The sequence below is a fragment of the Mediterraneibacter faecis genome, from assembly GCF_055383675.1.
This window is the reverse complement of sequence record NZ_AP043803.1, coordinates 2,549,041-2,563,434: the sequence shown is the minus strand read 5'-3', so window position 1 is coordinate 2,563,434 and position 14,394 is coordinate 2,549,041. Positions and strand designations below refer to the sequence as shown.

The 14,394-nt window shown below is 36.1% G+C and carries 19 protein-coding genes and 1 pseudogene; 11 read left to right on the top strand and 9 right to left on the bottom strand.

The annotated features are described in order from the left end of the window. The first annotated feature begins 30 nt into the window (after positions 1-30). The 5 genes and pseudogenes from ACZ47Z_RS12200 to ACZ47Z_RS12180 all read left to right on the top strand — a co-directional run. On the top strand, positions 31-168 hold the full coding sequence (locus tag ACZ47Z_RS12200) for a hypothetical protein (RefSeq protein ID WP_270376265.1): 138 nt from the start codon (positions 31-33) through the stop codon (positions 166-168). Positions 169-223: 55 nt separating this feature from the next. After that, positions 224-589 (top strand): SdpI family protein, encoded by a 366-nt coding sequence (locus ACZ47Z_RS12195; RefSeq protein WP_117568540.1) that lies wholly within the window; start codon positions 224-226, stop codon positions 587-589. Between the two features lie 161 nt (positions 590-750). Beyond that, the gene (locus ACZ47Z_RS12190; protein ID WP_054751620.1) at positions 751-975 is read left to right on the top strand and encodes a hypothetical protein; all 225 of its coding nucleotides are present in this window, start codon (positions 751-753) and stop codon (positions 973-975) included. Next, the gene (locus ACZ47Z_RS12185; RefSeq protein ID WP_054751821.1) at positions 960-2,492 is read left to right on the top strand and encodes a DUF438 domain-containing protein; all 1,533 of its coding nucleotides are present in this window, start codon (positions 960-962) and stop codon (positions 2,490-2,492) included. Before ACZ47Z_RS12190 ends, ACZ47Z_RS12185 begins: the two co-directional genes overlap by 16 nt. Positions 2,493-2,501: 9 nt before the next feature. Next, positions 2,502-3,044: pseudogene (locus ACZ47Z_RS12180) on the top strand (Rossmann-fold NAD(P)-binding domain-containing protein); the annotation flags it as partial. Positions 3,045-3,104: 60 nt separating this feature from the next. On the opposite strand, the gene ACZ47Z_RS12175 reads toward ACZ47Z_RS12180, so the two are convergent. Beyond that, a complete protein-coding gene (locus ACZ47Z_RS12175; RefSeq protein ID WP_004613243.1) occupies positions 3,105-3,782 on the bottom strand; it encodes a Crp/Fnr family transcriptional regulator in 678 nt (225 codons plus the stop codon). A 341-nt stretch (positions 3,783-4,123) separates the two neighbouring features. Here ACZ47Z_RS12175 and ACZ47Z_RS12170 point away from each other — a divergent pair, with 341 nt between their 5' ends. After that, a complete protein-coding gene (locus tag ACZ47Z_RS12170) occupies positions 4,124-4,450 on the top strand; it encodes a cupin domain-containing protein (protein ID WP_009244745.1) in 327 nt (108 codons plus the stop codon). Positions 4,451-4,477: 27 nt separating this feature from the next. On the opposite strand, the gene ACZ47Z_RS12165 is transcribed toward ACZ47Z_RS12170, so the two are convergent. Continuing rightward, on the bottom strand, positions 4,478-4,687 hold the full coding sequence (locus tag ACZ47Z_RS12165; protein WP_054751623.1) for a hypothetical protein: 210 nt from the start codon (positions 4,685-4,687) through the stop codon (positions 4,478-4,480). A 297-nt stretch (positions 4,688-4,984) separates the two neighbouring features. Between ACZ47Z_RS12165 and ACZ47Z_RS12160 the strand changes: the two genes are divergently transcribed. Next, complete coding sequence (locus ACZ47Z_RS12160) at positions 4,985-5,596, top strand: class I SAM-dependent methyltransferase (protein ID WP_117568543.1); 612 nt, start codon at positions 4,985-4,987, stop codon at positions 5,594-5,596. A gap of 82 nt (positions 5,597-5,678) precedes the next feature. Continuing rightward, entirely contained in the window at positions 5,679-5,996 is a 318-nt protein-coding gene (locus tag ACZ47Z_RS12155) for a hypothetical protein (RefSeq protein WP_054751629.1), read from the top strand. A gap of 438 nt (positions 5,997-6,434) precedes the next feature. Here the strand turns inward: ACZ47Z_RS12155 and ACZ47Z_RS12150 are convergent, their stop codons facing one another. Continuing rightward, positions 6,435-6,647, bottom strand: coding sequence for a helix-turn-helix domain-containing protein (locus ACZ47Z_RS12150; protein ID WP_054751631.1), 213 nt, complete (start codon positions 6,645-6,647; stop codon positions 6,435-6,437). Positions 6,648-7,047: 400 nt separating this feature from the next. Between ACZ47Z_RS12150 and ACZ47Z_RS12145 the strand changes: the two genes are divergently transcribed. Then, positions 7,048-7,515 carry a hypothetical protein gene (locus ACZ47Z_RS12145; RefSeq protein ID WP_117916872.1) on the top strand — a complete coding sequence of 156 codons (468 nt, stop codon included), beginning with the start codon at positions 7,048-7,050 and terminating at the stop codon, positions 7,513-7,515. A 308-nt stretch (positions 7,516-7,823) separates the two neighbouring features. On the opposite strand, the gene ACZ47Z_RS12140 is transcribed toward ACZ47Z_RS12145, so the two are convergent. After that, positions 7,824-7,964: a hypothetical protein gene (locus ACZ47Z_RS12140; RefSeq protein ID WP_181987463.1), complete on the bottom strand. Its 141-nt coding sequence runs from the start codon at positions 7,962-7,964 to the stop codon at positions 7,824-7,826. Between the two features lie 778 nt (positions 7,965-8,742). Further along, the gene (locus tag ACZ47Z_RS12135; protein ID WP_117568546.1) at positions 8,743-9,768 is read right to left on the bottom strand and encodes a CPBP family intramembrane glutamic endopeptidase; all 1,026 of its coding nucleotides are present in this window, start codon (positions 9,766-9,768) and stop codon (positions 8,743-8,745) included. A gap of 498 nt (positions 9,769-10,266) precedes the next feature. Here ACZ47Z_RS12135 and ACZ47Z_RS12130 point away from each other — a divergent pair, with 498 nt between their 5' ends. Then, the gene (locus ACZ47Z_RS12130) at positions 10,267-10,416 is read left to right on the top strand and encodes a hypothetical protein (protein ID WP_155492229.1); all 150 of its coding nucleotides are present in this window, start codon (positions 10,267-10,269) and stop codon (positions 10,414-10,416) included. Positions 10,417-10,984: 568 nt separating this feature from the next. Here ACZ47Z_RS12130 and ACZ47Z_RS12125 read toward each other — a convergent pair. The 4 genes from ACZ47Z_RS12125 to ACZ47Z_RS12110 all read right to left on the bottom strand — a co-directional run bounded on the left by ACZ47Z_RS12125 (position 10,985) and on the right by ACZ47Z_RS12110 (position 14,020). Beyond that, the gene (locus ACZ47Z_RS12125) at positions 10,985-12,088 is read right to left on the bottom strand and encodes a site-specific integrase (protein WP_226871599.1); all 1,104 of its coding nucleotides are present in this window, start codon (positions 12,086-12,088) and stop codon (positions 10,985-10,987) included. 206 nt (positions 12,089-12,294) lie between these two features. Then, positions 12,295-12,924 (bottom strand): hypothetical protein, encoded by a 630-nt coding sequence (locus tag ACZ47Z_RS12120; protein WP_054751643.1) that lies wholly within the window; start codon positions 12,922-12,924, stop codon positions 12,295-12,297. An 84-nt stretch (positions 12,925-13,008) separates the two neighbouring features. Beyond that, positions 13,009-13,470: an ImmA/IrrE family metallo-endopeptidase gene (locus ACZ47Z_RS12115; protein WP_054751645.1), complete on the bottom strand. Its 462-nt coding sequence runs from the start codon at positions 13,468-13,470 to the stop codon at positions 13,009-13,011. Between the two features lie 61 nt (positions 13,471-13,531). Further along, a complete protein-coding gene (locus ACZ47Z_RS12110; protein WP_117569529.1) occupies positions 13,532-14,020 on the bottom strand; it encodes a helix-turn-helix domain-containing protein in 489 nt (162 codons plus the stop codon). Positions 14,021-14,159: 139 nt separating this feature from the next. Between ACZ47Z_RS12110 and ACZ47Z_RS12105 the strand changes: the two genes are divergently transcribed. Continuing rightward, positions 14,160-14,372 carry a hypothetical protein gene (locus ACZ47Z_RS12105; protein ID WP_054751650.1) on the top strand — a complete coding sequence of 71 codons (213 nt, stop codon included), beginning with the start codon at positions 14,160-14,162 and terminating at the stop codon, positions 14,370-14,372. Positions 14,373-14,394: the final 22 nt, after the last annotated feature.

Here is a 14,394-nt window from a genome sequence, read left to right as displayed (position 1 = left end):
AATTGCATGATTGGAAGTGGAATTATAGTAATGGGGGTTACAGTTGTTGTGCTTCCATTTACTACTCCAGAAACAACTGCTTTATTTGGAAATAAAAAGGCGAGATATATCGGAAGAATATTAGGTATGATACTTATAGCGGTTGGAATATGGGTAGGGTTTATTTGATGACAACTTCAGTCTTTAGAGCAAATTAATCAGAAGTTGAGAGGAGGTCTCTATAATGTTTATATTTTTATCTGTGTGTTCACTTTTAGTACCGTTACCTATGATTATATTGGGATATACGTGGAAAGATAACTCTCCTAAAGATCGGCAGGGGAGTTCGGGATATCGAACTACTATGTCAAGGATGAATGATGAAACATGGAGATATGCACACAGGTGTTGGGGCTGGATAAACTTTGTTTTAGGAATCATTCTGGTGATACTATCGATTTTTATTTTGATTTTAACGAAAGATAATACAAACTTTGAAATGATTTCTGTTTATTTGGTGTTTTTACAATTAGGAATTATGGTGCTTACAATTATTCCGACAGAATTTTTGTTGCATAAGCATTTTACAAAGCAAGGAATGAAAAAATAGCTAACTTCCAATTGGTGAAAATGAAAATCGGAATTTTATGAGGTGAGTTATGTAAAAAGCAAAAGCAATTAATATTTTGGGAGAATTTTGTGGCAAGCGTGATATAGAAGAATTTACACAAAATGTATTAGAAAAAAATTGGAATCAATCAGGCTGATGTAATGGTTTTATTTGGAGGAAGCATTATAGCCGGTGGTGATATTCTTGCTGAAGCCATTCAGAACGAAGTGGCAAAGAAAAATATTATTGTCGGAGGTGCTGGACACACAACAGAGACATTGAGAAATGTTGCTGGAACAACAGATTATTTTAGGGAATTTAGGTTATTCTATTTTGTAACAAGGAAAGATAGAAAGGTGTGGATGTTTATATGGCAAAGAAATTAGACTTAAACAAACCAGTATTTGAATTGGTTCAGGAATATCCTGAGCTTGTAGATGTTTTAAAGGATTTAGGATTTTCAGAGATTACAAAGCCTGCAATGCTTAACTCTGTGGGACGCATCACAACAATTCCAAAGGGAGCTAAGATGAGAAACATATCCATGATGAAGGTTGTGCCGGCACTTATGAGTAATGGGTTTGAACTTATTGGGAAGATGCCAAATATCTTTGCACTTGGAAAGAATAATGCAGGAGACGAGACCAGCAGTGAAGATGGGGCTTTTCAGGAAAATACAAGAGAAAAGATAAAGAGCTATTTAAAGCGACTTGGAGAAGGCGAAGACTTAGAGAGTGTGCGCAAAGACTTCGTAGAGAATTTTTCAGAGGTAGAGGCATCTGAAATTATGAAAGCTGAGCAGGAGCTAATTAAGGAAGGCACACCAATCACAGAAGTGCAGAAATTGTGCGATGTTCACAGTGCCTTATTTCACGGTGCAACAAAGGAAGAAAAGATTGCAAATGCAGAAAAAGCAGTAGAAGAGTCGCTTAAGAAAGAGGAGACATCTAAGAAACTGATGCCGGATGCATACAATCAGAAGCATGCTGCAGCAAAGACTCTTAGAGAAACTGTTGGACATCCGATGTATCGATGGGCTCTTGAAAACGAGAAGATAGCCGCATTGATTCATGAAATTCAAGGAGATATTGAGTCTGGGAATGATGTAGGAGAGAAGCTATCTGAGCTTCGACAGATTTCTATTCATTATGCAGAAAAAGGAGATCTTGTCTATCCGGTATTAAAGGTACGCTATGAGATCTCAGGACCTTCGGATGTGATGTGGACAGTGGATGATGAAATTCGTGATGAGCTAGCTGCACTTGATAAAATATCAGATTATGATGAAGAATGGATGAACCGACTTCAGACAGTTCTCAAACGAGCAGATGAGATGATCTATAAAGAAAATAATATTTTATACCCTATCTGCGCAGTGAATTTCAGCAGGGAAGAGTGGTATGGCATTTACGAGGATGCTAAGGACTATGCACCTGTGTTTGGAGTAGAAATGATCTGGGATGAGGCAGAAAAATATAGTGCTGATAAAAAAGCAAGAACAGAGGCGGATCTAAGCGATGGAGAAATCATATTAAGTGGTGGTCATATGACAGTTCCACAGCTGGAAGCACTTCTCAATACATTGCCTATCGAGATTACATTTGTGGATGATAATAATATCAATCGCTTCTTCAACGAAGGACCAAAGGTGTTCAAACGCCCTCAGATGGCGATTGACAGGGAAGTATTTTCTTGCCATCCACCTAAGATAGAACCGATGGTGCGAGCAATTTTAGATGATTTTAGAAATAATAAGCGTGACAGAGTTCCAGTTTGGATGGAGAAGAATGGAAAACCATTCCTTGTAACATATATGGCAGTAAGAGATAAGAAAGGCAATTATCTTGGAACGGTTGAAGTAGTACAGGATATGCAGTTTGCAAAAGAGCATTTTGAACAATAAGGAGGGCAAGGATATGCACCGAATCGTGTGATTGGATCAGGAACGGTTCTGGATACAGCAAGACTAAAAGAACGTCTCGGGGAGCATCTGGAAGTAGATAGTCGAAGTGTTCATGCGTTTATTGTTGGAGAACATGGAGACAGTGAGATTGCCGCTTGGTCAAGTGCCAACGTGTCAGGTATTCCACTCCATGATTTCTGCGAGATGAGAGGGCATCATGACCATGAAGGAGCTACGTCAGAAATTGCGGAGAAAGTAAAAAACAGCGCCTATGAAATTATTCAAAGGAAGGGTGCTACTTATTATGGAATAGCAATGTCGGTAAAGAGAATATGTGAAGCTATAATCAGAGATGAACGTTCGATACTTCCAATTTCAACAATGATGGATGGAGAATACGGAATCAAGGATGTAGTTCTGTCTATGCCAAGTATTGTAGGTGCAGAAGGATTTATATCAAAGGTTCCCATTTCACTATCTGAAGATGAAATCAAGGCATTACACAAATCAGCTGAAACACTGAAATCAGTGCTGGAAGAGGCATTGGAATAAAATTGTTGTGAAATCGCATACAGCGTATGTGGCAAAGGGGATGGGCGCATCCCCTTTTTTCTATAGTAAAAGTTTCATTTTTTTATCGTTAACTTCTATAAGATTTTCATCTTGCATACGACCAAGTTCTCTGGACAGTGCACTTCGGTTTACACCTAAGAATTCTGCAAGTGCTGTCTGTGTAAAGGGAACATGGAGATACCCTTCTGAGTCTGGCGCTAAACTATGCAAATAGATTAGAATTCGATCTCTTAAAGATTTCTGATTTGCAATTCTTAGTTTTAGATTTGAAAAAACATTTTGTGAGGCAAGTATTTTGAGCATGTTAGTGGTTAAATTCAGTTGGTAAGAGCATGGACAGGAAGAACCGCTTATAATACCTTTAAGATTAATTAACATAATGGTGCAGTTAGTCAATGCTTTTAGCTGTATTGGACTGTATGGTGTTTGCACGCATGCCAGGGCTTCTGCAAATGATCGACCACGTTCAAAATGATTCATATTGATTTTGCTGTAGTTTTCATTGATAAATGATCCTTCAACTGTTCCATCAAGCACAATTCCGGAATATAACAAAGGTTCTCCTAGGTGTTGAATTAATTCGTCTTTTTCAAAAGAGAGAATTGAGGCCTGGAGGAAGTTGAAAATTTGCGGATAGTGTTCAAGAGGAATTCCTTCAAATAGCTTTGCTTTCGATAGTATCGGAAGATACTTCTGATAATCATCTAGTTTCTTCATATGCTTATTACCATCCTTTCAAATGAAATTTTATCATATCATCGATATTGTTGCTACAGCAACAGAAAAACAAGAGGTCTATGGATAAAATAATAGATGTAAAGAAGAGAAAGAGAGGTGGTAACGATGAAAGAACAAGCTGGAAAAATTATAGATTTTGTAAGAGAAAACAGAACAGTGCCAGGGTGTACCATCTCGAAGCAAATCTATCATGAGAATGGCACAGGGATATCAATTTTTTGCCTGGAGAAAGTATTCTAACACCTATTCAACGGTCGGTTGGAGTTAGTGCAATAAAAGATTCTATATATAAAGAGATTGAATTTCGAAAGGAGACTATTATGAACGAGGTAATCAAGGCGGGAGAAGTATTTAAGTTAGCAGAGTTACTTCCATATCAGGAAGGAAAGATTGTAAATATGGATTTGGCGCATAATGACAAGATGAAATTTGTTGTTATGAGTTTTGATGCAGGAACAGGTCTTTCAGAGCATGCAGCTCCGGGAGAAGCCCTTGTGATGGCACTTGATGGAGAGGCTGTGATTGGATATGAGGGACAGGAGCAGGTAATCCACGCAGGAGAAACTTTTAAGTTTGATAAGTTTGGAAAGCACTCAGTAAGTGCAACAAAGCAGTTCAAAATGGCACTGTTATTGGTTCTTGAGTAAATATGAGGAGATATTGCTATGAACTATTTAGAGATTGAAAAAGTAATCGGAAGACAGATTATTGATTCCACTGCCCCATTGGAAAGCAGCAAGTGCATATAACGAATACTGTGAGCGAGGAGTGGCTTTTAGTCCATCCTCTGTCTTATTACAGTCAATGCGTAACATATATCCGGCAGATGTATAAATGTCAATGCTGTTGTGATACATGTTGTATTTTGCGTAAATGGTATTCATGTTGTGTCTCCTTCAAATCAATAAAAATATAGAAGCATTTCAATCAGTTCACCATGTCATTTTCATTTTATGTTATAATGTGTTATCAGATTTTTTTTGCCCTTGTATTTTCCATTATCAGAGTTCGTAAACTTATATGGGAAGATATAACACAAGGGAAACAATAAGGGAAAGCTCACCTGCGACAAATCCAGCGTTTTCAAAGGTTTACAGTGAATTTAATAACAAAATATAACAGTTATTAAATTTCCTAAAACAGGTGAAATCTCAATCGGAATATGAAGGAGGAATATTTCAATGAGCTTTTTTGAAAATACCCGTAAGCCACAAGGATTCGGCGGAAAATTGATGACAAAGATGATGAACAGCGGCCACTCCAGGCTATCGCAATGGGGGTTCTCGAATATCTCTGTAAATCCGGACGCTGAGGTGCTGGATGTTGGCTGCGGAGGTGGTGCAAACATTGCGGTCTGGCTGAACAAATGCAGGAAGGGCCATGTGACAGGATTGGATTATTCGGAGGTTAGTGTGGCAGAATCTCAAAAATTGAACGCTGCCGCCATTCAACAGGGAAAATGCAAGGTCGTTCAGGGAGATGTATCTGCCATCCCATTTCCAGATGCAAATTTTGATCATGTCTCAGCTTTTGAGACTGTTTACTTCTGGCCAGAACTGAAAAAATGCTTTTCTGAGGTAAATCGTGTTTTGAAAGACGGAGGAACCTTCCTGATTTGTAACGAGAGCGACGGAATGAATGCCTCAGATGATAAATGGACAAAGATAATTGATGGTATGAAGATTTATAATTGCGATCAACTTATCACCGCTTTAAAAGAAGCAGGTTTTATGGAAATAAAACCATATGCCGATGCCAAAAATCATTGGCTTTGTATTGTGGCAACAAAATAGATAAATTCCAGCTCGTAGAATTATTAAAAAATCAAGATTTACTTGAAGAACTGACCAAAGTAAAATATGAAGAGGAGTATTTATGTCAAAAAAGTACGCAGAAAGAAAAGATACTATTAAATCTGTGAGATTAGTAATTGACGCATATGATGGCAGAGAACTAGAAATTCCACTTGAAGTTTGGCAGGTCGATGTTATACGTGAAATGCTTGGCTTAAGTGTAGATACAACTAATTTAGATACTTATTGTATGCGAAGCAAAGAACAGACCAATGAGACTAATTACACAGACATTATTAATTATATGCTTTTCAAATATGATGAAACAATGGATAAACCTATTTTAGATGCGTTCAGGAGAAGATTACATTTTCAATCCGTGGTGTTAATATCTGGATAAAAAAGAAATGTCCTAACAGTATTCTTCATGTTTATGTGAATATGAATTAATCTGCTAAGGCATTTCTTTTTATTTGTATCTTTAAAATATCATTTGAAATAATCAATTTTTTAGCAAAGTATGTCTTTTTGCTACCATATGAGACGCATTTGTGCAAGATTTCCTCCTTCTTCAGATGTTTCGAACATATGATTGATTACCTTTGCTTTTTGGAAAAAAGAAAAAAGCCTTAAAACAGCGATTTTACGCAGTTTCTAAGACTTTTTAATACAGGGGATGAGAGAATCGAACCCTGTGGAAAATCCTCACACTCCCCGTAAAATAAGCATTTCTTAGATTGAGTTTTGACTACCTTTTGACAATATGGGGGATAAAAATAAGAAAGGAGAAATCGTTCAGCATGGTGTCATCTTTTTCAAGCATCACTTCATATCTTCTCTAAAATACATTATCATCTGGATAATGTGTCATAATATCTTCCACATTACAATCCAATATATTACACAGCTTATCAATGGTATTCACTTCAACATTCTGATCATGTCTTAATCTGTTCAGTTGAGAACGGTTCATATGATAATGCGTATACAAATCATATTGTGAAATGCCTTTGGGTTTCATTGTCTTCCATAATTTATCGTATTTAATCATCTCACGAACTTTCCGCTTTCTTTTAGGATTCTCTTGCTATGTAATTATTATTAGTGTAAACAAGGAAACATGAATAACCAATTATTACAATACTATTTCAGAAGGTGATAAATATTATGTATATTTTTTGGATTATGGATATACCAATACTGGCTCTTCTTTTTCTCGCATTAGGAACCATCGGAGCTTTGGGAAATTTATTATCAACTTTTATTGTTATTTTATCTTTTATGCTTACTGGTATTAATATAGTATTTAGTTTATACTTTTTATTCGATGGACCCGTAGCCATTAATCAAATTCTTATTAGTAGAATAACACGTATATTGTTGGGTATTTTTTTATCTTTTTTCCAATAATGTTGCTCGTGTTTTTATTGATTAGTGGAAAATTCCTAGATGTGAATTACATACATATTCTAGACCATTCAATAAGTAATATATATCAAAATCCAAAAGGATTTTTATTCGCCTCTTTAATTGGATATGGAATAAATTTTATCTTTATGATAATAATTCGTTTAGCTGATTGGTTAGAGAATACTCTTTCTATTGTTATTGATTGCTTAATAATATTTCTAATTTTTTTGCTCTTATATAACGGAAAAAATAAAACAATTGAAAGCCGAATAGCTTATTGTCAAAGTCAAAAAAATACACAATGTATTGTTCAAAATGATGACAATATATTTATTGCTATTAAAGCAAATTGGGAAAGCGGTACTGTGGATTTAAAAGATCCTATAGAATTAAAATTTTGGAATTATAAAGTAAAACAAGGGGATTACTTATATACAACTAACGAAAGCTATACGAAAAAAAAGTTACATATATTGAAGTATATAATGATTCTATATGGGGCTATATAAGGGAAGATAATATTATTAAAGAAGAATAACTCATGAATTCCCTAGTGATGTCAAGGAACAAGGCGAAGCCGATACGCCGTTAGGGCAGTCCTTGACAGAACAGACGGTATCCAATACCACCATGCTATATAGAGGACTTGAAAGGTCACGAACCTTGCAAGTCCTCTTATCTGTTATCTGGAAACTTTCCGTAGATAAAGCACTTCCTTTTCGACTTCGCGGACAAATTACTCACACAAGACAAGCTGACAATCACTTGCTACATAACTATTTTTTCAGACGAATAGGCAAACGAAGAGAATTTCCATTCATATTTTCAAATCCGGAACTCCAAAATGATTCAGCCCTTTTGATTCAATTCGATACCTTTTTGATACCTTTTCTGATACCTTTTGATTTTCCAGTAAAACAAAAAAGCCAGAAAAGCTTATAAATAAAGCATCCATCATAAACTCTCTCCTTCCTGACATTCATAGTTCAGCTCTTTATTACTAATGTTATTCTTATTTATTATTACTTTATTAGGCGTCGACTTTTTGACCCTCAGGGAGCCAGTATTCTGGCTATGCAGTGATTGTTTATATGACCGTCTATTTTCTAATTGGGGTGAATTTCTGTCCTTCTGATAAATCTCTTCTGCGGGAATCTTTATATACAAGTGATTTGGCTTAGAAAACCCACCAGATTCTCTTACCAGTAGTCCGGCTTCGTCCAATTCCTTTAATGCAGACTTTATGGATGACCTACATTTCCCTATATGTTTTATTAATAATACGAATCAATAGACTTGACGATTTTTTTTGAATGTATTAATGACCATTAACGATAAAATCGATTCTGTGCTAAAAATACGATGTCTAGACATTGCGTTTTGCCTTTACTTTTCTCAAAAAGGCAAAAAAATAGAACGTATAGTTTCCATACGCTCTATCCCATATTTCATATTAAATTTTTAAATTCTACAAACTTGATTTTTCTTATGCTCCGGTTCTATTTTACAACCACAGTGTGGACAATATTCTTCACTATTTATAGGTACAACCCTTAATGATTTGCCACAGAATGGACATTGATTTTTGATTACAATTATGATTAACCTATTATAAGTTATGCCACTTCAATTTTTGCAAATATCATTCAATCTGCAATACATGAAATTAAAATAACTATTCCTAAAAATGCAGGTACTCCTGCAAATTGTTCTAAATAATTTGAATGAATTCAATATTATGCTTTTTTCTCCTTAAATGGCTTCAGAAAGATCACCCATCCAAAGATCAGCAGATTCATTACCAGTGCAACAGGAATATCTCCCCAGTGGATTTGCTGATTCTGAAGTACATCCGCAGAGTACGTTCCTGAAAAAACTACCACCATATTATTATTCAGAAAATGAATAATTATCGGGACCCAGATATTCTGGGTTTTCATATAAGTATATGCCATAAAAATCCCCAGTGAAATACAGGTAACAAACTGGCTTGCCAGAGCCGCCAGCCCCATATCCGGCGTAGTGTAATAGAAGAAGTCTATTGGCAGATGCCATACAGCCCACACACAGCCCAAAAGGATTACGCCGCCTTTTAGTCCAAATTTTTTCTGAAGAAGAGGCTGAAGATAATATCTCCATCCGTATTCTTCTCCAAAGAATGCCACTACTGACAGGAAAAAGTTTACCAAAACAGTAAAAAATATGATCCAGGTAGTAGGATTTGCCATTATTTTGCCAAATTCAGAAAGCTGGCCGCTCAGAGCACAGGCAATCACAAATCTGAGAAGATATAATCCAATAAACAACAGGATCATACGAATAGATATATTCCAATGTTCGCTGTTCAGTCCATAGGATCTGCGCTTTTCTTTACCGGATTGCAGAAGAAGAATCCAGAAAATAACGCTGCCACCTATTATAACGTACTCCATGATCGGTGCCCACTGAGAATATGGCATGCTCATCAGATCTCTATTTTGGGGAGCCAGAACAGAAGCCGCCGTGCAGACAACCAGCACCGCCGTGAGTGCTATAAAGAATATGAAAAAAGCCGTTGGAAGATTTTTATCTCCTTTTTTGGTAATTAAATAAGCCATCATCACACCTGCTGCTGGATACAGCATCTGCGCATTTGGAAAAGCGCTGAGATCAAGACCTTTTCCATAGCCATACCACATCAGAAGTCCCATTACATATGTGATTCCGTATGCTATAATCACATAGATCAATAGCTGTTTTTTCTCTGTTTGCATAAATTTCATAATTTCCTCCTTGCAACTTCTAATTTGTTACTCACATGATATCATACTTTAGACACTTAGGCACAGGTTATTCCCAAAATTGGAGAAAACTTAAAACATTGATTTACTGCAAAGCATAACGAATCTTTTATTAAACAAGGGCAAGATGCGCCCTTGAGTAACTCTAATTTCCTTTTGGAAATCAGGATGCCTGGCAATCTTGATGGGGATTTCGCTCCCCATTCCTTCGAACTTGTATCAATCAACAGATTTTTAATGGCTTACTACTTGAGTAGACGCAGCTTTCCTTTATATCTGCAGAGTAGTCATGCCGGAAAGGGGAATACTATTTTGAAAAGAGAACGACATCAAAAAGCAGGAAAAAGAACTAACGGTACTATGACCATTAAAGGTTGTTCTTAGGAATATTTTTCTTTACATTCATTAATAGTATGTTATACTAGAATAAATCTGATAAATTTGAAACACTTACTATAGTTATTAGAAATGGAGTTTTCTATGGATTTACAAATGATACTATTTATTGCTTTAATCATTATTTTTTTTATAATTCCGTTACTAGCATTTATTATTAAATCTGCAGTAAAGCAAGGAATTTTGGAAGCTTATAAGATTATTAAAAATGATAAAGATAAAAATATTTTATAACTCTAATCTAAAATCTAGTATGTTCAATAAAAATCCTCTTTTTTAAAGAGTTGGATATTCTTCAATTATTTCTTGTTATTAGTTGTATGAGACCCATATAAGGTATCTACTTAATAGAGGAAAAGAGAATTATAGATGTTTTAAGGAAAAGTGGCTATTTTTAAGAATATATCAATCAACTTTGTTTTATTGTATTTTGATACTCTTGTGTTAATATCTGGATAAAAAAGAAATGTCCTAACAGTATTCTTCATGTTTATGTGAATATGAATTAATCTGCTAAGGCATTTCTTTTTATTTGTATCTTTAAAATATCATTTGAAATAATCAAATTTTTAGCAAAGTATGTCTTTTTGGTACCATATGAGACGCATTTGTGCAAGATTTCCTCCTTCTTCAGATGTTTCGAACATATGGTTGATTACCTTTTTGATTACCTTTGCTTTTTGGAAAAAAGAAAAAGCCTTAAAACAGCGATTTTACGCGGTTTCTAAGACTTTTTAATACAGGGGATGAGAGAATCGAACTCCCACAGAAAGTGCTAAAACCCCTGTAAAATCAATGATTGTTATGTTTCGTGTTGCATTTCGTGTTGCATAGACTCAAAATAGTCGATTGCAATCTTATTCATTTTATCTTCCATGTCCGGAAGAGTGTGACGGTAGACTTCTTTCAGTACCGAATCATTTCCCCATCCACCAGATTGCATGATATATGCATCTGGTATACCAAGTGCATGCTGGACAGAAGCGTTGTAATGCCTTAAGTCATGGAAACGAAAGTGCGGTATCTCTAATTTCTTAAGCAGATTTCCAAACAATGTTGTTAATGTATTCGGATTCATGTCTACAGTGTCGGTTGGTAGTTTCAAGAACTTTTCGATTACGAACGATGGGTAGTTCACATATCTGTCACCAGCATAAGACTTAGGTGCTTTTACAATCCATTCCCCCTCGTCATTCATAACCATTGTTTTTGTAACGTGGATTGTGTGATTCTTAATGTTAGACTTCTGCAATGCACAGATTTCACCTCTTCGCATAGCTCCAAACGCTGCGAGAAGAATCGGCACTTCCATGATAGTTCCTTCTGATGCACGAACAATCTTTTTGATGTCCTCTTCTGTAGGAATGTAAATATTGCTCCTAAGTTTCTTCGGAAGAGTGATATTGATTACGATTCCAGGACGAAATCTTTTCATTACCGCACTGATCAGACCGTTCATGTCACGAACAGACTTAGGTGACAGCTCTGTAGATGCATTATTAATCACTTTTTGAATTACGCTTTGGGTGAGTTCTTTCAGCTGATACTCCTTAAGCGGTACCATGCAATTGTGTTGCATGCTCTTGTACTTCCTGATACTGGACGGAGAGAGGACAGCGGACCGTTCCTGTATATACTTTTCCAGTGCATCACCGAAAGTCATTTGCACTTCTTCATCTTTCTTGATTTCTTTGTTATCTGCCCATTCAGCAGCCATTGCTTCAACTTTTCTTTTTCCTCTTGCCGATGGATCATCACAAGTGAAAGACTTATAGATTCTTTTCTGCTTCTGCTTTTTTGTTTTCGGATCAATAACTGGTTTTCCATCCTTATCCACCACATTTTCATAGTGTGAGAATACCAGACATCTCCATGATCCGGAAGGTAACTTCTTAGCTGTTGCCATATAATCATCTCCTTTTTATAAAAAATGGTATAAAAATAACAGCCTAGCAACAGAACAAGAGTTCTGATTGATTGACTGCTCCGAAGATGATACAATATTCATTGGATTTTGGAGTATCTCTTCGGAGTTACTAAAAGAAGCACATTGGCGTGTGTTTCTTTTAGTTGACCGTTCCTGTTGGCGCAGGAGCGGTTTCTTTTTTGGTATTAATTAAAAGAAAGTCTGCGAACTTCATTTGCAGTATTGGTATTACATTTGATTTCCTTTTGAACTCTCGTTCCTGTTTCTGTAGATTCGAATACTAAAAATGCAACGGTATCTAATTCCTGCTGTTTTGTCGTAGTAGTTGTGTTGACTTTTGTTTTCTTTCCGAGGGATGCGCCGACGACGGCACCGACAGGTCCAGCAACTGCAGCACCAATTAGTGCGCTGCCAGCACGACCGTGAGTTTTATTATTTCCGGTTGTTTTGCTGATTAAATTGTATTGAGGACCGTCCCAAATAAAATCAACCAGTTTAAAGTGTCCAGCGCCTTCCTGAAAAGAATTTCCGAAATAATATAAACCATTTCCATCTTTACGGAATTTTAAACCACCTATATTGTATTGTGTTTCAGCTTTTCTTAAGGCTTTGATGCGATCGCGCTCAGCCTTTTCGGCTTGTCGCTTCTCCCAGTCAGCTAAATGTTCTTCTGGAGTCTTTTTGGCAGTGGCTTCAAAGAAGCTGCGGTCGTCTTCAGTCAATGTAGAAATTTCATTATTTTCTATTTTTTGCCTTAAGTCAGCATATCTAGAAGCGTTATCCCAGCTTCCTTTTAATTTGTCTAAAAAACCCATGTTTTTTATCCCTCTCTTTCTTTTGCGAGACCTGTTCCTTACGAGCCACCACTGCTCGTATATATAATCCCTTGTGAGGTTATATCAAATTATTTCAACTACTACCAGATTCGGAATGAAGTATATAATATAGTTATCAACGGTAGTATATACTCCATACTTATCACGGTAGCAGCTGATACATTCTTCTAGATATTCTTCTGTAACATCTAGAAAGTCTGCAATTTCATATTTATTTTGACATCCAGCATTGAATGCGTGGATGATTCCCATAAGTCCGATCAGGCGGTTGTAGCCGTGCAACCGGGCTTGACGTTCCTGTTTCCGGTTCTCCAGTTTGGACTGATCTCGAATATCACCTGTGGAAGTATAGTAGTGTCCAAGTTCTTCAGCAAGAACATTGGCTTTCTGTCGTGATGTCTTAATATCATGCCGGATAGCAATTTTGTTTCCTTTTATTCTTCCATCTCCGCTTTGAAGTGGCTTTTCCTTTACCACTAATCCAATATTGCGAGCTTCGTCTAAAAGTATTTCATAAGAATTCACTTACAACACCTCCATCATAATTGTACTAAGCAATTTGTCCTATAAAAGTGGACTATGGAGATTAGAAGTTTTCGTCATCCATGATGTCATCATCATGTTGCCTCATCTCATCCGTTACTTCTATATCGGTACGTTCATGAGCTGCCTGGACGGCCAACTCTTCTTCCATTTGCTGGTTCATGAGCAAATTTTTTGAATAGGTGAAGACTCTTTTCTGATTTGGAGAAGAGAGCTTTTCATATATATCAAGAAGTTCTTTATGTTCTCCGTGAAATTTAGATACATTATTTTTGAATTTATCATAGATTTCTTTCGGAGCTTCTTTCCCGGAAAAATTTGTGTCTATCTGCTCCCAACCCATTAAATCACTAGGGGATGTCTGTAGCACATCAGCAAAAGCAAGTATTTTTGACTGAGGCAAGTCTACTACCCCTTTTTCTATTTTTGCAATCATACTTTTATCAGCATAACCCAGCTTAGTTGCTAAATCAGTCTGCGTTAATTGCAATTCTAATCGTCTCTTTTTTATGTTTTTATATAATTGAAGCATTTTGCGTACCTCCTTGATTTCAATATATCACAAGATTGAAAAATATTCAACATTTTTGTAAAAATGGTTGACACATATTCAACTCCGTGATATATTGATGATGTTGAATAAAGTTCAACCAGAAAGGAGGGGAGTTGCCTTGGCAGACATCAAACTTTTAAAAGAAAGAATTGCTGATAGCGGAATGACAGTCAAAGCCATTTGTGAAAAAAGCGGTATTCTTAGAGAAACATTCTACAATCGTTTAAAAGGTGGAGAGTTTACAGCTTCTGAAATCGTTGGATTAACAAAGACGCTAAAACTTTCAAGGTCAGATAGAGACAGAATTTTTTTAAACGAAAAGTTGAATTAAATGACACTTTAGAGAGGAATCA